18 protein-coding genes are annotated in these 20,594 nt (G+C 64.6%); 10 read left to right on the top strand and 8 right to left on the bottom strand.

Annotated features, from left to right (window positions below; genetic code table 11):
- Positions 1-210: 210 nt before the first annotated feature.
- From AAFX91_RS05045 to AAFX91_RS05030, 4 genes are all read left to right on the top strand, one after another.
- Positions 211-2,355 carry a methyl-accepting chemotaxis protein gene (locus AAFX91_RS05045; RefSeq protein WP_282531874.1) on the top strand — a complete coding sequence of 715 codons (2,145 nt, stop codon included), beginning with the start codon at positions 211-213 and terminating at the stop codon, positions 2,353-2,355.
- Between the two features lie 196 nt (positions 2,356-2,551).
- A complete protein-coding gene (locus AAFX91_RS05040; protein ID WP_394565742.1) occupies positions 2,552-3,613 on the top strand; it encodes an MBL fold metallo-hydrolase in 1,062 nt (353 codons plus the stop codon).
- A 258-nt stretch (positions 3,614-3,871) separates the two neighbouring features.
- Entirely contained in the window at positions 3,872-5,101 is a 1,230-nt protein-coding gene (hemA, locus tag AAFX91_RS05035) for a 5-aminolevulinate synthase (RefSeq protein ID WP_394565741.1), read from the top strand.
- 116 nt (positions 5,102-5,217) lie between these two features.
- Complete coding sequence (locus AAFX91_RS05030) at positions 5,218-8,727, top strand: NahK/ErcS family hybrid sensor histidine kinase/response regulator (protein ID WP_394565740.1); 3,510 nt, start codon at positions 5,218-5,220, stop codon at positions 8,725-8,727.
- 145 nt (positions 8,728-8,872) lie between these two features.
- On the opposite strand, the gene AAFX91_RS05025 is transcribed toward AAFX91_RS05030, so the two are convergent.
- A complete protein-coding gene (locus AAFX91_RS05025) occupies positions 8,873-9,547 on the bottom strand; it encodes a response regulator transcription factor (RefSeq protein ID WP_282532205.1) in 675 nt (224 codons plus the stop codon).
- A 351-nt stretch (positions 9,548-9,898) separates the two neighbouring features.
- Between AAFX91_RS05025 and AAFX91_RS05020 the strand changes: the two genes are divergently transcribed.
- Positions 9,899-11,524 carry an MFS transporter gene (locus AAFX91_RS05020; protein WP_394565759.1) on the top strand — a complete coding sequence of 542 codons (1,626 nt, stop codon included), beginning with the start codon at positions 9,899-9,901 and terminating at the stop codon, positions 11,522-11,524.
- A gap of 206 nt (positions 11,525-11,730) precedes the next feature.
- Here AAFX91_RS05020 and AAFX91_RS05015 read toward each other — a convergent pair whose 3' ends face one another.
- Genes AAFX91_RS05015 through AAFX91_RS05005 form a run of 3 tightly spaced genes read right to left on the bottom strand, consistent with a single transcriptional unit; the run spans position 11,731 to position 13,394 of the window.
- Positions 11,731-12,195: a secondary thiamine-phosphate synthase enzyme YjbQ gene (locus tag AAFX91_RS05015; protein ID WP_394565739.1), complete on the bottom strand. Its 465-nt coding sequence runs from the start codon at positions 12,193-12,195 to the stop codon at positions 11,731-11,733.
- A 27-nt stretch (positions 12,196-12,222) separates the two neighbouring features.
- Positions 12,223-12,741: a hypothetical protein gene (locus tag AAFX91_RS05010; protein ID WP_394565738.1), complete on the bottom strand. Its 519-nt coding sequence runs from the start codon at positions 12,739-12,741 to the stop codon at positions 12,223-12,225.
- Positions 12,742-12,770: 29 nt separating this feature from the next.
- Positions 12,771-13,394: a 2-hydroxychromene-2-carboxylate isomerase gene (locus AAFX91_RS05005; protein ID WP_394565737.1), complete on the bottom strand. Its 624-nt coding sequence runs from the start codon at positions 13,392-13,394 to the stop codon at positions 12,771-12,773.
- Positions 13,395-13,666: 272 nt separating this feature from the next.
- Between AAFX91_RS05005 and AAFX91_RS05000 the strand changes: the two genes are divergently transcribed.
- The 5 genes from AAFX91_RS05000 (at position 13,667) to AAFX91_RS04980 (ending at position 16,254) form a co-directional block, all read left to right on the top strand.
- The gene (locus tag AAFX91_RS05000) at positions 13,667-14,038 is read left to right on the top strand and encodes an AtpZ/AtpI family protein (RefSeq protein ID WP_130583480.1); all 372 of its coding nucleotides are present in this window, start codon (positions 13,667-13,669) and stop codon (positions 14,036-14,038) included.
- 71 nt (positions 14,039-14,109) lie between these two features.
- On the top strand, positions 14,110-14,859 hold the full coding sequence (locus tag AAFX91_RS04995; RefSeq protein ID WP_130227299.1) for a F0F1 ATP synthase subunit A: 750 nt from the start codon (positions 14,110-14,112) through the stop codon (positions 14,857-14,859).
- Between the two features lie 52 nt (positions 14,860-14,911).
- The gene (locus AAFX91_RS04990) at positions 14,912-15,142 is read left to right on the top strand and encodes a F0F1 ATP synthase subunit C (protein ID WP_027537362.1); all 231 of its coding nucleotides are present in this window, start codon (positions 14,912-14,914) and stop codon (positions 15,140-15,142) included.
- Positions 15,143-15,199: 57 nt separating this feature from the next.
- A complete protein-coding gene (locus tag AAFX91_RS04985) occupies positions 15,200-15,769 on the top strand; it encodes a F0F1 ATP synthase subunit B' (RefSeq protein WP_130583473.1) in 570 nt (189 codons plus the stop codon).
- Entirely contained in the window at positions 15,769-16,254 is a 486-nt protein-coding gene (locus tag AAFX91_RS04980) for an ATP F0F1 synthase subunit B (protein WP_130583472.1), read from the top strand. The genes AAFX91_RS04985 and AAFX91_RS04980 overlap by 1 nt, the downstream gene beginning before the upstream one ends.
- A 176-nt stretch (positions 16,255-16,430) precedes the next feature.
- Here AAFX91_RS04980 and AAFX91_RS04975 read toward each other — a convergent pair whose 3' ends face one another.
- From AAFX91_RS04975 to thrC, 4 genes are all read right to left on the bottom strand, one after another.
- The gene (locus AAFX91_RS04975) at positions 16,431-17,081 is read right to left on the bottom strand and encodes a hypothetical protein (RefSeq protein WP_394565736.1); all 651 of its coding nucleotides are present in this window, start codon (positions 17,079-17,081) and stop codon (positions 16,431-16,433) included.
- 103 nt (positions 17,082-17,184) lie between these two features.
- Positions 17,185-17,772: a GNAT family N-acetyltransferase gene (locus tag AAFX91_RS04970; protein ID WP_130583842.1), complete on the bottom strand. Its 588-nt coding sequence runs from the start codon at positions 17,770-17,772 to the stop codon at positions 17,185-17,187.
- A gap of 37 nt (positions 17,773-17,809) precedes the next feature.
- Positions 17,810-19,099, bottom strand: coding sequence for a M16 family metallopeptidase (locus AAFX91_RS04965; protein WP_394565735.1), 1,290 nt, complete (start codon positions 19,097-19,099; stop codon positions 17,810-17,812).
- Positions 19,096-20,514, bottom strand: a complete 1,419-nt coding sequence (thrC, locus tag AAFX91_RS04960; protein WP_394565734.1) for a threonine synthase — start codon at positions 20,512-20,514, stop codon at positions 19,096-19,098. Before thrC ends, AAFX91_RS04965 begins: the two co-directional genes overlap by 4 nt.
- Positions 20,515-20,594: the final 80 nt, after the last annotated feature.

Genomic DNA, 20,594 nt, shown 5'->3' with positions numbered 1-20,594 from the left:
CTTTTTTGATTCTCGAGAGGTTGTAGGCGCGAGTTTCCTGCAAGCACTGCGTGATCAATTCCGACGTGCGGTACAAAGCTACTTCAACGCCGCCATGCGCGGCAAAAATTGCGCCGCCGCACATTCGGGTTCCCGATTTTGTTAACCCGCCATCGCGATACTGCCGCGCGAGGATTCAAGCTCAAGGACAGTGACTGCGGGGGCAGGTAGATGGCGTTACGATTCCGCTTCGGTAAATTGAAACTTAAAGGCATCCGCCGCCCGCGATGGGGCGTCAGGGGCAGCCTGTTCGCGGCGTTCGCCGTCATCGCCGCCATGGCGATCGTGATCAGCGCGGGCGCTGCCATGGTGTTCGAACAGCTCGGCAAGACCATGGGCGACCTCTCCGGCCGCGACATCCCGCGGCTTGCCGCCAGCCTGCAATTGTCGGCGCAAAGCGCGAGCCTGGCGAGCCAGGGTCCGGCGCTGCTCGCCTCGCGCACCGAGGAGGCGCTGAACGAGCGCTCTGCCAAGATGAAGGAAACGCAGAAGCAGGCGCTGCAGAAGCTCGACGAGATCATCAAGCTCGGCGCCGACAAGGCGATCGGGAAGGCGCTGACCGAGACGGTCAAGAACATCGACGACGTGATCGAGAGCCTCGGCTCGGCCGCGCGCGAGCGGCTGGAGACGGCGGCGTTGCACGACAAGCAGTATGAAACGCTGCGCAAGGTGCAAGCCGAGTTCGTCGCGGCCTCGGCGCCGGCGATGATGGACGCGCAGAGCCAGCTCCATGCCATCCTCGGCGCGGCCGAGCCGTCGTCCGACGACGCAAGCAGCGCCGCACGCGTCGTCGAGCAGCTCGGCGATGTGATCGCCAGCGGCAACCTGATGGCCTCCAACATGGCCGCAGCGCTGTCGGCGACCAACAGCGACACGCTGGAAGCGATCGAGAAGGATTTCAAGCGGGTGCTCTCGCAGACGATTTCCAATCTGGAGATGCTGCCGAAGAATTCCGGCACCAAGGCGCTGGCCGATGCCGCCGCAAAGCTGCAGACGCTCGGCCAGGGCAAGACCGGCGTGTTCAAGGTCCGCCAGAAGGAATTGGACGCCACCGATTTCGGCGAGACCATCCTGGAGGAGACCCGCAAGCTCAATATTGGCCTCGGCATCAGCGTGCAGCAGCTCGTCGACGGCGTGCGGAAGGCGACCGATGCGTCCACCAGCCAGGCGCAACAAGAGATTTCGTTTGCGACCATGGTGATGCTCGCGCTCGGCATCGGCACCCTGATCGGCTCGATCCTGTTCGTCTGGCTCTATGTCGGCCGCAACATCCTCAAGCGGCTCAAGGGCCTGCAGGACGCGATGCAGCGGCTGTCGGCCGGCGATCTCGACACCGAGATCCATCAGAGCCGCCAGGACGACGAGATCGCCGCGATGGGCAACGCGCTGACGGTGTTCCGCGAAAGCATGATCGAGGGCCGCGCGCTCTCGGCCGAACAGGACAAGGACCGCATCGCCAAGGCTGAGCGCGCCTCGCGCATGGAAGCCCGCATCGTCGAATTCGAATCCACCGTCCGCAGCGCCCTCGACAGCCTGCAGAACGCCGCCAGTTCGATGCAGTCGACGGCGCAGAGCATGTCGGCGACCGCCGACCAGTCCAGCGCGCTGGCGAACACGGTCGCCTCCGCGGCCGAGGAGACCTCGGTCAACGTGCAGACGGTGTCCGCGGGCACCGAGGAGCTCTCTTCCTCGATCGCCGAGATCGGCCGCCAGGTCGTGACCTCGGCCGAGATCGCGCGCAAGGCGGTGGACGAAGCCGGCCAGACCGACGTCACCATGCAGGGCCTTGCCGAGAACGCCGGGCGCATCAGCGTGGTGGTCGACCTGATCCAGACCATCGCCTCGCAGACCAACCTGCTCGCGCTCAACGCCACCATCGAGGCGGCGCGCGCCGGCGAAGCCGGCCGCGGCTTTGCCGTGGTCGCCTCCGAGGTGAAGAGCCTCGCCAACCAGACCGCCAAGGCGACCGACGAGATCCGCCAGCAGATCGTCAGCATGCAGGAGGTGACGACGACGGCGGTTTCCGCGATCCGCAACATCAGCAATACGATCGGCGAGATCAACGACGTCACCACCGCGATCGCCGCCGCGGTCGAGGAACAGGGCGCGGCGACGCGCGAGATCGCCCGCAACATCCAGCACGCGGCCGGCGGCACCAGCGAGGTCTCAAGCAATATCGTCGGCGTCAGCAGCGCCTCGGCGGAAGCCGGCACCGCCGCCGGCGAGGTGCTGAACGCCTCCAGCGAATTGCGCCGGGAGGCCGAGGTGCTGCGCGCCGGAATCGACGCGTTCCTGTCGAATATCCGCGCGGCGTAAGGAACCGCCGCCACCCCGGGAACAACCGTAGCCCGGATGGAGCGAAGCGTAATCCGGGGCCGTCTCGCCCCGGATCACCAATCCCGGATTGCGCTTCGCTTCATCCGGGCTACGGGATATTCATGCCCATTATCCGAACCGGCATCTGCTTTTTTGAGCTAGCGCCGGGCGGCCGGTACCGCTAAGCCGGTAGGCGATGCATTCGAAAACAGACAGCATGCAGTCCTCGGCGGAGGCACTGCGATACCCCTTCGAAAATCACCCCGCCCCGGACCAGGTCGTGGAAGTGATGCCGGGCGTGCTCTGGGCGCGGCTGAAACTGCCGTTCCGCCTCAACCACGTGAACATCTACCTGCTCGCCGACGGCGACGGATGGACCATGATCGATTCCGGCTTCGGCAACGAGGAATCGATCGCAGCCTGGACCACGCTGTTCGAAGGCCCGCTCAAGGGCGTGACCATCACGCGGCTGATCGTGACCCATTCGCATCCCGATCATGTCGGGCTCGCCGGGTGGATCATCGAGCGGTTCGGCTGCCCACTGTACATGTCGCAGGTCGAATACCTGCAGTCGGTCTATCACCAGAACCGCGGCACCGCCGAACGATTGACCGCGCAACGTCTGTTCTTCCGCCGTCATGGCATGGACGAGGACCTGACCGACAAGCTGCTCGGCCGCGGCCAGGATTATCTGAAGCGGGTCTCGGTGCTGCCGGCGTCCTACCGCCGGCTGACCCATGGCGACGAGGTCGTCATCGGCACGCGGCGCTTCAAGGTCATCACGGGCGGCGGACATGCGCTCGACCAGGTGATGCTGTATTGCGCCGCCGACAAGCTGTTCCTCTCCGCCGACCAGGTGCTGAGCAAGATCTCGCCCAATGTCAGTGTCTGGGCCGTCGAGCCCGAACAGAACTCACTCGGCGAATATCTGGCCTCGCTGGCGAGCCTCACCACGACGCTGCCCTATGACGCGCTGGTGCTGCCCGGCCATGGCGTGCCGTTCTACGGCCTGAAGACACGGATCAAGCAGCTCGCCGACCATCACGAGGAGCGCTGCGGGCTGATCGCCGAGGCCTGCCGTGAGACCGCCAAGACCTCCAAGGAGCTGGTGCCGGTCGTGTTCCACAAGCACGTGCTGGATGCGCACCAGATAGGATTCGCCGCCGGCGAACTGATCGCCCACGTCAACTACATGCTGGTCGAGGGCCGGCTGACGGCCGAGGCAATCGACGGCGTCCTTCGCTTCCGCACCACCTGACGCTACGCTCCGGTTCGGCTGATCCGGACAATTACGGGCATCGTGCGATTGCGTAACGATGCGGCCCGCGAAGCTATTGGCGTGCATTCCAGCGGCCGGTCTAGGTCGTTGATCCACATCAACATTTGCCGCGCTTCCATGGACAATCTGTCCAATGTCTGGTGCATGCCCAAACATGGGATAGCGGATAGACATTAGAGATTGAAAAGCTCTAAGAAGAGGTGGCCGCCCCGGCCGGGTCCTGCTCCAGGTTTGCCGATGGATTACAGCCAGTTTTTCAGCGCCGCCCTTAACCGCCTCCATGACGAACGGCGCTACCGCGTATTTGCCGACCTCGAACGTATCGCAGGCCGCTTTCCGCATGCGATCTGGCACTCGCCGAAGGGCCAGCGCAGTGTCGTGATCTGGTGCTCCAACGACTATCTCGGCATGGGCCAGCATCCCAAGGTCGTCGGCGCCATGGTCGAGACCGCGACCCGCGTCGGCACCGGCGCCGGAGGCACCCGCAATATCGCCGGCACCCATCATCCGCTGGTGCAGCTCGAAGCCGAGCTCGCCGACCTCCACGGCAAGGAAGCATCGCTCCTGTTCACCTCCGGCTATGTCTCGAACCAGACCGGCATCGCGACGATCGCAAAGCTAATCCCGAACTGCCTGATCCTGTCGGACGCGCTGAACCACAATTCGATGATCGAAGGCATCCGCCAGGGCGGCTGCGAGCGGAAAGTTTTCCGCCACAGCGACCTCGCGCATCTGGAGGAGCTGTTGCGCGAGGCCGGTCCCGACCGGCCGAAGCTGATCGCCTGCGAAAGCCTCTATTCAATGGACGGCGACGTCGCGCCGCTCGAGCAGATCTGCGACCTCGCCGAGCGCTATGGCGCCATGACCTATGTCGATGAGGTCCATGCGGTCGGCATGTACGGGCCGCGCGGCGGCGGCATCGCCGAGCGCGATGGCGTCATGCACCGTATCGACGTGCTCGAAGGCACGCTGGCGAAGGCGTTCGGCTGCCTCGGCGGCTATATCGCCGCCAAGGCCGAGATCATCGATGCCGTGCGTTCCTACGCGCCGGGCTTCATCTTCACGACCGCGCTGCCGCCGGCGATCTGCTCGGCCGCGACCGCTGCGATCCGCCACCTCAAGACCTCGAGCTGGGAGCGCGAGCGCCACCAGGAACGCGCCGCCCGCCTCAAGGCGATCCTGAACGCGGCCGGACTGCCCGTAATGTCGAGCGACACCCATATCGTGCCGCTGTTCGTTGGCGACCCCGAAAAGTGCAAGCGCGCGACCGACATCCTGCTCGAGGAACACGGCATCTATATCCAGCCGATCAACTATCCGACCGTCCCCAAGGGTACCGAGCGGCTGCGGATCACGCCATCCCCCTATCACGATGACGGCCTGATGGACGGCCTCGCCGAGGCCCTGCTGCAGGTCTGGGAGCGGCTTGGGCTGCCGCTCCGCAAGCGGTCGATGGCGGCAGAATAACCCTAACGACGCGACATCAGGGATTGGAACGGTATCGTACGGTGCGCCGCCCGTGCGATGCCGTTATACTGCCCCTTCACGGCCCGCTCTGAGGCCGGGAAGGGAGATGAGCAGCGATGCTGCACGACTGGGGCGTCATCGCCGCCGCGTTCGGCTATATCGGGTTCCTGTTCTTTGTCGCCAGCCGCGGCGATCGTTCGCTGCCGACGAAGCGCGGTCGCGCGGGTATGGTGATCTACCCGCTATCGCTCGCGATCTACTGCACCTCCTGGACCTTCTTCGGCTCGGTCGGATTTGCGACCCGCACCAGCGTCGACTTCCTTGCGATTTATGTCGGCCCGGTCCTGATGATCGGCTTGTGCACGCCGCTGCTCCGCCGCGTGATCGGGCTTGCCAAGTCGCAGAACATCACGTCGATCGCCGACTTCATCGCCGCGCGCTACGGCAAGAGCCAGGCGGTGGCCGCCACCGTGGCGCTGATCGCGATCATCGGCTCGGTGCCCTATATCGCGCTCCAGCTCAAGGCGATCGCCTCCTCGCTGGAAACGATCCTGACCGAGGACAGGGCGTTTTCCTCGGTCCCCATCCTCGGCGACATCGCGCTGGTGGTGATGCTGGCGATGGCCGTATTCGCGGTGCTGTTCGGCACCCGGCAGGCTGATGCCACCGAGCATCAGCACGGCCTGATGCTGGCGGTCGCGACCGAATCCATCGTCAAGCTGGTGGCGTTCCTCGCCGCGGGCATCTTCGTCACCTTCTGGATGTTCTCACCGACCGAACTGATCGAGCGCGCGATGAAGACGCCGGAAGCGGTGCGCGCGATCGAATATGTGCCGTCGGTCGGCAATTTCCTGACCATGACGCTGTTGTCGTTCTGCGCGATCATGCTTTTGCCGCGCCAGTTCCATGTCAGCGTGGTCGAGAATTCAGGCCAGGAGGAGGTCGGGCGCGCGCGCTGGCTGTTCCCGCTCTATCTCGTCGCGATCAACCTGTTCGTGATCCCGATCGCGATCGCAGGGCTCGTGACCTTCCCGTTCGGCGCCGTCGACAGTGACATGTATGTGCTGGCGCTGCCGATGGAGGCCAACGCGTCGCTGCTCAGCGTCGCCGTCTTCATCGGCGGGTTGTCGGCGGGCACCGCGATGGTGATCGTGGAATGCGTGGCGCTGTCGATCATGGTCTCCAACGACATCGTGCTGCCGATGGTGTTGCAGCGAAGCCGCGAAGCGCTCGCCGGGCAGAAGGATTTCAGCGACTTCCTGCTGAGCGTGCGCCGCTTTGCGATCTTCGGCATCATGGTGATGGCCTATTTCTATTATCGCGCGCTCGGCAATACCCAGCTTGCCGCGATCGGGCTGTTGTCGTTCGCGGCGATCACGCAGCTTGCGCCCGCCTTCTTCGGTGGGCTCTTGTGGCGGCAGGCGACCGCGCGCGGTGCTATCGCCGGCATGGTGGTCGGCTTTGCCCTGTGGATCTACACGCTGTTTCTGCCGAGCTTCCTGGAGAGCAGCACCACGGGGCTGATGCTGCTGCAGCACGGCCCCTTCGGCATCGAGGCCCTGCGGCCGCAGGCGTTGCTCGGCACCGACCTGCCGCCGCTGCTGCACGGGGTGCTGTGGAGCCTGTCGCTGAACATCTTCACCTACCTCGTGTTCTCGCTGGCACGCGAGCCGACCTCGATCGAACGCCTGCAGGCCGACCTGTTCGTACCCCACACCTTCACGCCGATCGCGCCGAGTTTCCGGCGCTGGCGCACCACGGTGACGGTGCAGGACATCCAGAGCACGGTGGCGCAATATCTCGGGCCCGAGCGCGCCGGCCTCGCCTTCGAGGCGTTTGCGACCGAACGTGGCGGCAGGCCCGACGCGTCGGCGCCCGCCGGCCTCGAATTGCTGCAGCATGCCGAGCGCCTGATCGCGTCCTCCATCGGCGCCGCCTCCTCGCGGCTCGTGATGTCGCTGCTGCTCCGCAAGCGCACGGTTTCGGCGAAGGCTGCGCTGAAGCTGCTCGACGATTCCCATGCGGCGCTGCATTTCAACCGCGAGATCCTGCAGACCGCGCTCAATCATGTGCGCCAGGGCATCGCGGTGTTCGACGCCGATCTGCAACTGATCTGTTCGAACCGCCAATTCGCCGAGATCCTGGCATTGCCGGCGCATCTGGTTCAACTCGGCATCCCCTTGCCGGAAATCCTGGAGTTCATGGGCGCGGTCAATCCGTCAGGCTCCGGAGACGCCCAGATCATGCTGGAGAAGCGGCTCGCCGCCTACACCACCGAGGGCGAGCCTTACCTGGAGCGGCTGCCCGACCGCCACATGGTGATCGAGGTCCGCACCAACCGGATGCCCGGCGGCGGCTTCGTCATCACCTTCTCCGACGTGACGCCGAGCTTCGAGGCGGCCGAGGCGCTGGAGCGCGCCAATGCGACGCTGGAAAAGCGCGTGCGCGACCGCACCGAGGAACTCACCCGCCTCAATTCCGAGCTGGCGCTGGCCAAGAGCGCCGCCGAGGATGCCAACATTTCCAAGACGCGATTTCTCGCGGCCGCCAGCCATGACATCCTGCAGCCCTTGAACGCGGCGCGGCTTTACGTCACGAGCATGGTGGAGCGCCAGCAGGGCGGCGAGGATTCCCGCCTGGTCGAGAATATCGACGACTCCCTGGAAGCGATCGAGGAGATTCTCGGCGCGCTGCTCGACATTTCGCGGCTCGATGCCGGCGCCATGACGCCGTCGATCAGCCGCTTCAAGATCGGCGATCTCATGCGTTCGCTCGAAATCGAGTTTGCGCCGATCGCGCGTGCCAAGGGGCTGGAGCTGGCCTTCGTGCCCTGTTCGCTGGCGGTCGAGTCCGACCGTTCGCTGCTCAGGCGGCTATTGCAGAACTTCATCTCCAACGCGATCAAATATACGCCGCGCGGGCGCGTGCTGGTGGGCTGCCGGCGTCGCGGGAAGTCGCTCAAGATCTGCGTCTACGACACCGGCGTCGGCATTCCCGTGCTCAAGCGCGGCGAAATTTTCAAGGAGTTCCACCGCCTCGAACAGGGCGCGCGGATCGCGCGCGGCCTGGGGCTGGGGCTGTCGATCGTCGAGCGGCTGGCGCGCGTGCTCAACCATGGCATTGCGCTCGATGCCAATACGGGCGGCGGCTCGGTGTTCTCGGTGACCGTGCCGGTCGCAAAAGCCATCAACCATACGGGTCCCGTGACCAGCGCAACGCCGCTCGCCAAGACCCCGATCAGCGGCGCGCTGATCGTCTGCATCGAGAATGACCTGACGATCCTCGATGGCATGAAGACGCTCTTGACCGCCTGGGGCGCCGAGGTGATTGCGGTCGCCGATCCCGAAAGCGCGATCGGTGCGATCGAGGCCGCGGGCGGGCGCGTCACCGGCCTTCTGGTCGACTACCATCTCGACCGCGGCAACGGCGTCGCCGCGATCCGCGACATCCGCCGCCGCCTCGGCGAGGGGCTGCCCGCGATCCTCATCACCGCCGACCGCAGCCCCCATGTCCGTGCCGCCGCACGCGAGGAAAACATCGCGGTGCTCAACAAGCCGGTGAAGCCCGCGTCGCTGCGCGCCTTGCTCGGACAGTGGCGGACCCAGCAGATGGTCGCGGCGGAGTAACGGCGCGATGCCGTAGGGTGGGCAAAGCCAACGGGTCGCGCGAACGCGCGCCCGATGACAGGCTCCGCGTGCCCACCACCACGAGCGGGATGCTTATTGGTGGGCACGCTTCGCTTTGCCCACCCTACAATTCAGGTGTGGCTGATCACCCCTGCGGCGTGCCCTGGCGCCATTGGCCGCCGGCGATCTTGGCGGCGGCGATCACGGCCTGGGTGCGGCTTTCGACGCCGAGCTTTTGCAGGATCGCGGACACATGCGCCTTGATGGTGGCTTCGGAGACGCCGAGCTCGTAGGCGATCTGCTTGTTGAGCAACCCCTCCGACAGCATCATCAGGACACGCACCTGCTGCGGCGTCAGCGTCACCAGCCGGTCACGCAGCCGCGCCATCTCGGGATCGCCGGCCGACGACAGGTCGGTGTCGGCGGGAACCCAGACGTCGCCGTCCATCACCTTCATGATGGCATCGCGCAGCGTATCGACGCCGAAGCGCTTCGGGATGAAGCCCGACGCGCCGAAGTCGAGCGAGCGGCGGATCGTGGTGGCATCATCGCTGGCTGATACGATCACCACCGGAATCGCCGGATACTGCGCGCGCAGATAGATCAGGCCGGAGAAGCCGCTGATCCCCGGCATGGTCAGGTCGAGCAGAATTAGGTCAACGTCAGCGTCCTTCTCGAGCAAGGCGGTGAGCTCGTCGAACGAACCTGCTTCGGTAATGGCGGCCGCACTGACGACGCTCGCGACTGCCTGCCGCAGCGCATCGCGGAACAGCGGATGGTCATCGGCGATGACAAGATGGGTCTGGACAGCAACGGTCATCGGTATCTCTTGAGCGGGTCGCCGCCCCCTTTTTTGTCCCTTGTCCTCCGAGCGAAGGCTGCGTGCAAGCCGTAATTCTACCGTCTGTCGAAGCAGTTAATGCGCGCGCTTGTGCGTCGCAACACGCGGGCCGAAGTCCGGATCGGGACCGCGCAACCGGCAACTCCTCGCAGCGTGGAAGGGCGTGAAAAGGGCCGAAAGTCGTATTGGGGCGGCTTTTGCCGCGATGTTATCCTCCTTCCAAGCCCGTAGCTCATCCGGCCGAACTCGGCAGGCGAGTTCACCAGCAATAATTTGGGGGGAATGATCCAGATGTCCACAATGACTGCAAGTTCGGCGCGCCCTGGCGGCATGACAAAGGATGAACGCTTCGTCATCCTTGCCTCCTCGCTCGGTACCGTCTTCGAGTGGTACGACTTCTACCTGTACGGATCGCTGGCCAGCATCATCGGCGCGCAGTTCTTCTCGGCCTATCCGCCGGCGACTCGCGACATTTTCGCCCTGCTGGCCTTCGCCGCCGGCTTCCTGGTGCGTCCGTTCGGCGCCATCGTGTTCGGCCGCGTCGGTGACATCGTCGGCCGCAAATACACATTCCTTGTGACCATCCTGATCATGGGCCTGTCGACCTTCATCGTCGGCCTGTTGCCCAACGCCGCCACCATCGGCATCGCCGCGCCGGTCATCCTGATCGCGTTGCGCCTGCTGCAGGGCCTTGCGCTCGGCGGAGAATATGGCGGTGCAGCAACCTATGTCGCCGAGCATTCCCCGCAGGGCAAGCGCGGCTACTACACCTCCTTCATCCAGACCACCGCCACGCTCGGCCTGTTCCTGTCGCTGCTGGTGATCCTGTTCACGCGCACCGCGACCGGCGAACAGGCGTTCGCGGAATGGGGCTGGCGCATTCCGTTCCTGGTGTCGGTGCTGCTGCTCGGCATCTCTGTCTGGATCCGGCTGCGGCTGAACGAATCGCCGGTGTTCCAGCGCATGAAGGACGAGGGCAAGAGTTCCAAGGCACCGCTGACGGAAGCCTTCGCCAACTGGGCCAACGCCAAGATTGTGCTGCTCGCCCTGATCGGCGGCACCATGGGCCAGGGCGTGGTCTGGTACACGGGCCAGTTCTACGCGCTGTTCTTCCTGCAATCGATCCTGAAGGTCGACGGCTACACCGCCAACCTCCTGATTGCCTGGTCGCTCCTGCTCGGCACCGGTTTCTTCATCGTGTTCGGCATGCTGTCCGACAAGATCGGCCGCAAGCCGATCATCCTCGCCGGCTGCGCGATCGCGGCACTGACCTTCATCCCGATCTTCAAGATGATCACCACCAACGCCAACCCCGCGCTGGAAAAGGCGATCGAATCCACCAAGGTCGAGGTGGTGGCCGATCCCAAGGGCTGCGGCGACCTGTTCAACCCGGTCGGCACCCGCGTCTTCACCGCGCCTTGCGACACCGCGCGTGCCTACCTCGCCCAGTCGTCGGTGAAGTACGCGACGACCCCCGGCCCGGCCGGCTCCGGCGTGAAGGTCGTCGTCAACGGCAAGGAAGTGCCTTACGCTGACGCCAAGACTTCCAATGCTGTGGTGCTGGCGGCGATCCAGGCGGCGGGCTATCCGAAGACGGGCGACGCCGGCATCGTGAAGATGTCGCACCCGTTCGACATCTTCCGTCCGCAGGTCGCGGCCGTGATCGGGCTGTTGTTCATCCTGGTGCTCTTCGTCACTATGGTCTACGGCCCGATCGCCGCCATGCTGGTCGAACTGTTCCCGACCCGCATCCGCTACACCTCGATGTCGCTGCCCTATCACATCGGCAACGGCTGGTTCGGCGGCTTGCTGCCGGCGACCGCTTTCGCGATCGTGGCTTCCACCGGCGATATCTATGCCGGCCTCTGGTACCCGATCATCTTCGCGGCGATCACCGCGGTGGTCGGCTTCCTGTTCCTGCCGGAGACCAAGGACGTCGATATCAGCAAGACCTGAGACGAATCGCGCTTCCAGCGTTTGCTCGATCGGCCGCGGAGCGATCCGCGGCCGATTTTCTTTGAGCTGGCTGATCTCCAAGTTTCGTAGCCAGGGTGGAGCGCAGCGCAACCCGGGACACTTGTGTCGACATCTACCAGCGGTCCCGGGTTACGCTGGCGCTTCACCCGGGCTACGGAGCTTCCCGTGAGGAGAGACGATCTGCGTCATTTTGTGCTGCCGACGAATTGCAGCACGACCTCGCGCCGGTGCGGTCTGGCGCGATGCTCGATCAGGTAGATCGCTTGCCAGGTGCCGAGCGCGAGTTCGCCATCGAGTACCGGAACCTGGAGCGAGGTCGACGTCAGCATGGTCTTGATATGCGCCGGCATGTCGTCGGGACCTTCGGTGTCATGGCGCCATCCGCCATTCTCGGGCGCGAGGCGGCGCAGCACGGTGAGGAGATCCTCGAGCACGGTCGGATCGGCATTCTCCTGGATGGTCAGCGACGCCGAGGTGTGGCGGATGAACAGCGTCACTTGCCCCTCGGCCCCGCGCGCCTCGCGCAGGAATTTTGCGACCTCCGATGTCAGATCGGTGAAGCCAACGCCCGGCGTGTGCACGGTCAGTAGCGATGACACGATGGTGGTGGCACTGGCGATTGATGGGGCGCTGCGCGAGAGTGAGGTCATGAACGAAGGAACCTATCTACAAACGACCTAAATCTTCCCCGACGCGTCGCGCTGCACGCGGTTGGCCATCTCGACCAGGCGGCGCCAGGCTCGCTCGAGGAACGACATCATGCGGTCCATATCCTGATCGCTCGGCAACGGGATTTCGATCCGGCGTCCGCCCTCGGCAACCTTCGGCTCGCTTTTCTTCAGCGAATCCGATTTCGGCAGCGCCTCGTCGGTCTTGCCGGTGGTGGTCGGATCGCGCTGCGCGAGCTCGGCCTTGAGCGTCTCGTTCTCGGCCTGCAGCCGGCCGATTTCCGCGTCCATCGCGGCGCGCTCGTCGGGCACGGCATAGCAGGCCCAGCCCGTACCCGAATTATTGTTGCAGGTTGAGACCGTGCCGGTCCGCGTGTCGAGCCGCAGCACGCCATCGGCGGTGGCCGACAGCGCGTAACGGCCGTTCTCGGTATCCGGCCGGGATTGGGCAAAGGCTGTGCCGCTCAGGCTCAAGCTCAACGCCACACCGGCCAGGACCGTGGAAACTTTCGAGGATGAGTTTCGCATCGGCTTCCTCCCGCAAGATCAGCGTGCCCCTATACATCCGACGTATAGGGCGGCCTGCCCGACTTCAATGCATCGGCGAGCAAATCCAGCCGGTCCTGCCCCCAAAATACCTCGTCATCCAGCACATAGGCGGGCGAGCCGAATACGTCGGCCGTTATCGCATCCTGACGGTTCTGCTCATAGGCCGCGCTGATCGCCTCCGAGGCGGAACGTTCCACCAGCTTGCTGCCGGGCAAGCCCGCTTCGTCGGCAAGGCGCGCCACTGTCGCGGGATCGGCGAGATCGAGCTGGTCCTCCCAGACCGCGACAAAACCGCGCTTCAGGAAAAGATCGGGATGGAGCCCCAGCTCGATCGCAGCGATGACCGCGCCGTCTGCAAGGCGGGCATTGAAGGGCCAGTGCGCGGGCTTGAGATGAAACTGCAACCCGCGCCGATCGCGCCAGCGCTGCAATTCCACCATCCGATAACGTTGCCGCACCGGGTGGCGCTTGAGAAGCGGCAAGCCGCCGGTCTCCGAGAACAGGTCGACCAGCACCACCGGCTTGTAGTTCACCTTGAGATCAAAGCCAGTGACGAGATCGCGGAACGGCTGGTGACCGATATAGGCCCAGGGAGATTGAAACGAGAAGTAGTAGTCGACCTGGCGCGACATGACGGCTCCGAGCGGGATTGGTGCGACGATGCGCCCATCCCAACAGAGCGTCCCGACCGGTGCAAGACCGCCGCGGCCTGAATGTCGGCTGTTGCGTTGCGATGACAGGTCGCAGACATCTGGAATATCTCCAAAGAAGTGCAATCGAATCAATGCGCTAACTGGCTGTTACGCAATCTTGACTTGATCGGACACGGTAAGTATGGTCCGCGCGGCTTTTGAGGGTGGCGGCGCAATTTCCATCAACCGCAGCATCGTTTAGTGTCTGCCGCATGGCGGAAAACAAAAACGACAACGCAAGTGGAAATCGCGACCAGTCGTCGTCCGACGAAGCTGCGCTTTCCGCAAGGCTCGGAAGTCTGGATCATCGGTTGTCCGAAATACGCGACAGCCGCAAAATCAGGACTGATCAATCCGGAACTGAAAGCGGAGACGGTGCCGCCAGAGCTTCCGCTATGGCGCTCGGTTTCCGGCTTTCCTCGGAATTGGTCGCGGGCGTTGTCGTCGGGGCGGTGATTGGCTGGGGATTCGACCGTCTGCTGTCGACATCGCCGTTCGGTCTCATCGTGTTCCTGCTGCTCGGCTTCACGGCCGGCGTGGTCAACGTGGTGAGGTCTGCAGGCGTGGCCTCAGGCAAGCGCTGAGCCCTGGCGGAAGTCACGACATCTGTAATTCGATTGCCGGCGGATAAGCCGGGGGACCAAGAGCCGCGCGGATGAAAATCGATCCGATCCACCAGTTCAATATCGAGCCCCTCTTCACGATCGGCCATATCGGCGATCACACGATCGCCTTCACCAATTCGACGCTCTACATGTTCGTGGCGGTGGCGTTGATCTCGGTACTGATGCTGGCGAGCGGCCGGCAACTGGTTCCGGGGCGCCTGCAGTCGGTCGCCGAAATCTCTTACGAGTTCGTCGCCAGCACCATCCGCAGCACCGCCGGCGCGGAAGGTATGAAGTTCTTCCCGCTGATCTTCTCGCTGTTCATGTTCATCTGCGTCTCGAACCTCGTGGGCATCATCCCCTACACGTTCACGATTTCGAGCCACCTGATCGTCACCGCAGCGCTCGCGCTGCTCGTGTTCTTCACCGTCCTGATCTACGGCGTCTACAAGAACGGACTGAAGTTCTTCAAGATTTTCGTGCCGTCCGGCGTTCCGATCTACATCCTGCCGCTGGTCATGTTCATCGAGATCCTGTCGTTCTTCCTGCGGCCGGTCTCGCACAGCGTGCGTCTGTTCGCCAACATGCTGGCCGGCCATATCGCGCTGAAGGTGTTCGCGGGTTTCGTCGCGATGCTCGGCGTCTCGCTGGGCGCCGTCGGCTGGCTCGGCGGCGTGATGCCGCTGGCCCTCACGGTCGCATTGACCGCGCTCGAATTGCTGGTCGCTTTCCTGCAAGCCTACGTGTTTGCGATCCTGACCTGCATCTACCTCAACGACGCCATTCATCCGGGACACTGAGCGGTCCGGGGAATTTCCACCCACATCTGTCTTTCTCTCCAAGGAGCAAACTATGGAACCGGCAGCAGCTAAACTTATCGGCGCGGGCATCGCGTGCATCGGCATGGGCGGTGCGGGCGTCGGCGTCGGCGTTATCTTCGGCAACTACCTTGCCGCCGCGGTGCGCAATCCGTCCGCCGCCCAGGGCCAGTTCGGCAACCTGATCTTCGGCTTCGCCGTGACCGAAGCGCTCGGCATCTTCTCGCTGCTGATCGCGTTGCTCTTGCTGTTCGTTCCGCTCTGAGCGGTACACTTTTGCGCCGCCTGCGGGCGGCGTCCGTGACAGCTACAGGAGAACACCATGGCTGAGAGTCATGGCGAAGCATCAGGCCAGAAGGCCGGCGCCCACACCGAAGCCGATGGCGGCCACGGCGGAGCTTTCCCTCCGTTCGATTCGTCCACCTTCGCCTCGCAACTGGTGTCGCTGGCTATCGCCTTTGTCGTGCTCTACATCATCGTGTCGCGTTTCGCGCTGCCGCGTGTCGGCGGCGTGATCGAAGCGCGCCAGAACATGATCGAGGGCGACTTGGCGGAAGCGCAAAAGCTCAAGGACGAGTCCGCGGCTGCGCTGAAGGCTTATGAGAACGACCTGGCGGCCGCGCGCTCCCGCGCTCAGGCCATCAGCAGCGAGACCCGCGAGAAGCTGAACGCGGCCTCCGAAGCCGAACGCAAGGTGCTGGAGGACAAGCTTACAGCCAAGCTCCACGACGCCGAGAAAACCATCGCGGCGACGCGGGCGGCGGCGATGAGCAATGTCCGCGGCATCGCGGCGGACGCGGCGACCGCGATCGTGCAGCGGCTAACCGGCGTGGCGCCGGATGGCGCTGCGGTGAACGGCGCCGTCGACGCCTCGCTGAAGGGACAAGCCTGATGTTGACCGAGCCGGAAACCTGGGTTGCGATCGCCTTCGTCATCCTGATGGTGGTGTTTGCCTATCTCGGCATCCATCGCACGGTGCTGAAGGCGCTGGACAACCGCAGCGAACGCATCAAGGCCGAACTCGACGACGCTCGCCGCCTGAAGGAAGAGGCCGCAAAGCTGCTCGCCGAATACAAGGCCAAGCGCACGACTGCCGAGCGCGAGGCGGAGGAAATCGTCGCGAGCGCCAAGGCGGACGCCGAACGCATCGCGGCTGAAGCCAAGACGAAGATGGAAGATTTTGTCGCGCGGCGGACCAAGACCGCCGAGAACAAGATCGCGCTCGCCGAAGCCCAGGCTCTGGCGGATGTCCGCGCCGCTGCGGCGGATGCCGCAGTGACGGCGGCGTCCACCATCCTGTCGCAGTCGGTCAAGGGCTCCGTCGCCGACGACCTCCTGGCCAAGGGAATCGCCGAGGTTCGTTCCAAGCTGAACTGAGCAGCTTCAACGCAAACCAAAAAAAGCCGGCGCGAGATGATCGCGCCGGCTTTTTGTTGGCTGTCTTGTATGGTGGGCAAAGCGCAGCGTGCCCACCATTTACGGTCGGCGCAAGAAAAGGTGGGCACGCTTCGCTTTGCCCACCCTACGGCCGCCGTTTCAGCGCAGCCCTCCCGCTACCTCTTCCGCACCGCCTTCGGCTTTGGCTCGGGCTTCAGGGCCTGCGGGTCGAAGCCGATATAGAAGACGTAGTTTTCGGCAACGTCGGCCGACGGCGCCGGAAAGGTCAGATCTTCGGCCACCAGCGTAAAGGGTTCGCTGCCGGATTCGCCCATCGTCACCGTGGTCTGATAGGCCTTGGTCGCGATCGTCTTTTCCGAGACGCCGCCCTGCACCACGGCGACGCGCAGCGGCACTTGGACGGTCGGCGGGGCGCCGGCAGGACCGACGATGATCCGGCCCTGGATGCCGATCCGCGCCGTGATCTCGCCGCCACTGATTGCGCATTCGCGGGCGGTGCGGGTGATCGTCGCCTGGAACCGCAGGTCGCTGCCGACCGGCTCCTTGCCCGGCGCGCCCACCGCGTAAGTCGAGGCACCGGAGCGGATCGCCACCGGCGGACAGAGGACGTCCGATTCGTTGCTCTGGCCCTCGGCGGGCGCCGAGGGCTTCTCGGCCGGCGCCTCCTCGGACTTGCCGCCGCCGAACAGGCTCTTGAAGCGGTCGGTCAATGACTGTGCCGCCGCCGGCGCGGCCAGGGTGCCGCAACCAAGCGCGGTCGCCACCACTGCGGCGATCGCGGCCCCGATCACACGATGTCTTGCCATGCGAAATCCCTGCCATCCCATTTCCCGAGCGGCGTTATAGCAGCGCAATGGCGGCGAACCCAAGGCACCAACAAAGGCGCTAACCAGCGCTAAGAACCCGGTATTAACCCCGGAAATCCTCGTGCAACAGGCCAAACAGCAGGTGATCCTGCCAGATGCCATTGATGCAGAGATAGCGCCGCGCCAGGCCCTCGCGGGTGAATCCGCATTTCTCCAGGACGCGGATCGAGGGCGCGTTGGAGGGGATGCAAGCGGCCTCGATGCGGTGCAGATTGAGCTCTCCGAACAGCGAGGGCAACAGCACCCGCAGCGCCGTGGTCATGTAGCCGCGCTGCGCATAGGGCTCGCCGACCCAATAGCCGATGGTGCCGGCCTGCACGATGCCGCGGCGGACGTTGGCGAGCGTGATGCCGCCGACCATCACTCCGTCCACTTCGCGGAAGATGATGAAGGGATAGGAGCGGTCAGCAGCGATGTCCTCGGCATAGCGGCGCAGGCGGCGGCGGAAGCCCGAACGGGTCAAATCATCGGACGGCCAGATCGGCTCCCATGGCGTAAGATAAGCGCGGCTCAATTCGCGCAATTGCGCCCACTGCGGAAAGTCGGCCATTTGCGGCGCACGTAGCAGCAGTCCATGACCGCGCGGCATCAGGGCGGCCGGTCCGCTGGATGGCAAACGAAACAGGGCCATGCCCTTGAACTCCCTGCCCGCTATCGGGGCTGCCGGTCTAGTGCAGGAGCGTCTTCGCCTTCGACCGGGTCAATCCTTCCGCAAAAGACACCGCCGTGTCCAGACCTCTGCCGCTGCCGAGCGCCACCACCGCGGGCCGGCTGCGCGCGAGCAGCGCACGGGCGGCATTGCGGGTCGATTCGACACTCACCGAATCGATCCGGCTGACCAGTTCGTCCACCGTCAGCGGCCTGCCATAGGCTAGCACATGCCGTGCCAACTGCTCGGCGCGCGAGGAACAGCTCTCCAGCGCCATCAACAGCCCCGCCTTCATCTGCGCCTTGGCGCGGGCGACCTCGGCCTCGGTCAGGGTCTCCACGGCCTCATTCATCACGTCCACGATCACTTCCATCATTTCCGGCGCATCCGACGGATCAGTGCCGGTGTAGAGGCCGAAAAAGCCGGTGTCGCTATAGGGGGCGTGGAAGGTGTAGATCGAGTAGCACAGCCCCCGCTTCTCCCGCACCTCCTGGAACAGCCGCGACGACATCCCGCCGCCGAGCGTGTTGGTGAACACCTGCAGCGAGAACAGCGACAGGTCGGTCTGCGGCACGCCTTCCAGCGCCAGCGTCAGATGCGCCTGTTCGAGGTCGCGGTGCACGACGCGGGAACCGCCCTTGCCGAACATGGCCGCCAGCGGCTTCGGCGCGGGCGCTGCGTCGAAGCTTGCGAACTTCTGCGTTGCCTCTTCGACGATCCGCTTGTGGTCCACCGCGCCGGCAGCGGAGATCACCATATCGGGCCCGCGGTAATGAGTTGCGAGGTAGCCGCGCAGCATGTCGCGGTCGAACCCCTTGAGCGTCTTGGCGGTGCCGAGCAGGGAGCGGCCCATCGGCTGGTCGGGATAGCAGAGCTCGTTCAGGTGCTCGAACACGACGTCGTCGGGCGTATCCTGTGCCGCGCCGATCTCCTGCACGATGACGCTCTTCTCGCGCTCGAGCTCATCAGGCACGAAGGAGGGATTGGTGAGGATGTCGGCGAGCACGTCGAGCGCCAGCGGCACATCCGCCTTCATCACGCGCGCGTAATAGGCCGTGGTCTCGGTCGAGGTGCCGGCGTTGAGATCGCCGCCCACGGCCTCGATCTCCTCGACGATCTCGCGCGAGGAGCGGCGCGTCGTGCCCTTGAACGCCATGTGCTCGAGCAGGTGGGATATCCCGTGCTCGTTCGGCTTTTCGTCGCGTCCGCCGACGCCGGCCCACACGCCGAGCGCGGCCGTCTCCAGATGCGGCATGGTGTCGGTGACGACAGTCAATCCGGACGGCAACTTGGTAATCTCAACGCTCATCCGGCTACTCCCTGCTTGGCGGCGCGACTCACCGACAATACGAACTTTTCGACTTCCGCCTGATCGCTTTTCATCACCTTGAGGTGTTCGGGTTTGGTCATCAATCCGTCGAGCCAGGCCGGCAAATGCGGTCGCACCCCGCAGGCGGCCTCGACCGCATCGGGGAACTTGGCCGCATGCGCGGTCGACAGCACGATATTGGGAATCCTCGAATCGGCGCTGTCGCGGTCGGCGACCGCCAGCGCCACCGCGGTGTGGGGATCGACGAGATCCCCCGCCTCGCGCCAGGCGGCGCGGATCGCGGCCGCAGTCTCGGTCTCGTCCGCCTTGCCTGCGTCGAACTCCTCGCGGATCGCAGCCAACATCGCAGCCGGCAACACGAAGCGGCCGGACTGCTTCAGCGAATCCATCAGCCGCCGCACGCTGTCAGCGTCGCGCCGGCTTGCCTCGAACAACAGCCGCTCGAAATTCGAGGACACCTGGATGTCCATCGACGGCGAGGTCGTGGCGTGAACCTCGCGCACCTCGTAGATGCCGGTCTTCAGCGTGCGCGGCAGGATGTCGTTGACGTTGGCCGCGATCCGCAAGGACCGGATCGGCAAGCCCATGCGCTTGGCGACATAGCCTGCAAAGATGTCGCCGAAATTCCCGGTCGGCACCGTGAAGTCCACCGTCCGCTCCGGCGCGCCGAGCGCGACCGCCGAGGTGAAATAGTAGACCACCTGCGCCACGACCCGCGCCCAGTTGATTGAGTTCACGCCCGACAGCGACACCGCATCGCGGAAGTCGTGATGGTTGAAGAGCCCCTTCACGATCGCCTGGCAATCGTCGAAGGTGCCTTCGATTGCCAGCGCATGGATGTTGGCGGCGCCGGTCGTCGTCATCATCCGCCGCTGCACCTCGGAGATGCGCCCTTGCGGGAACAGCACGACGAGGTCGACATTGTCGAGATTGGCAAAGGCCTCGACCGCGGCGCCGCCGGTATCGCCCGAGGTCGCGACCACGATCGTGGTGCGCTGTGAACGCTTCGCCAGCACATGATCCATCAGCCGCGAGATCAACTGCATCGCGACGTCCTTGAACGCCAGCGTCGGGCCGTGGAACAGCTCCAGCAGGAATTGATTCGGGCCGATCTGGTCGAGCGGCACGACCGCGGGATGGCGGAACGTTGCATAGGCTTCGTTCGCCATGCGACCGAGATCGGGATCGGAAATCTCGCCGCCCGCGAACGGGCGGATGACGTCGACCGCGACTTCCCAATAGGGCCGTCCGAAGAAACCGGCGATGGTCTCGCGCGACAGGACCGGCCAGCTTTCGGGCACGTACAGACCGCCGTCGCGGGCGAGCCCGGTCAGCATCACATCACAGAAACCGAGAGCCGGGGCCTCTCCCCGGGTCGAAACATACCGCGTCAAACCGCCCTCCAAAGGCTCAAGCCTTTACCTTAAGCCCTTGATATCATGGAATTTATCGAGTTCTCGCTGCGCGGACTCGA

Origin of the sequence: Bradyrhizobium sp. 31Argb (assembly GCF_043638955.1) — a bacterium.
Lineage (GTDB): Bacteria > Pseudomonadota > Alphaproteobacteria > Rhizobiales > Xanthobacteraceae > Bradyrhizobium.
Note: the sequence above shows the minus strand (reverse complement) of the source record. Positions and strands in the feature narration are given on the sequence as shown.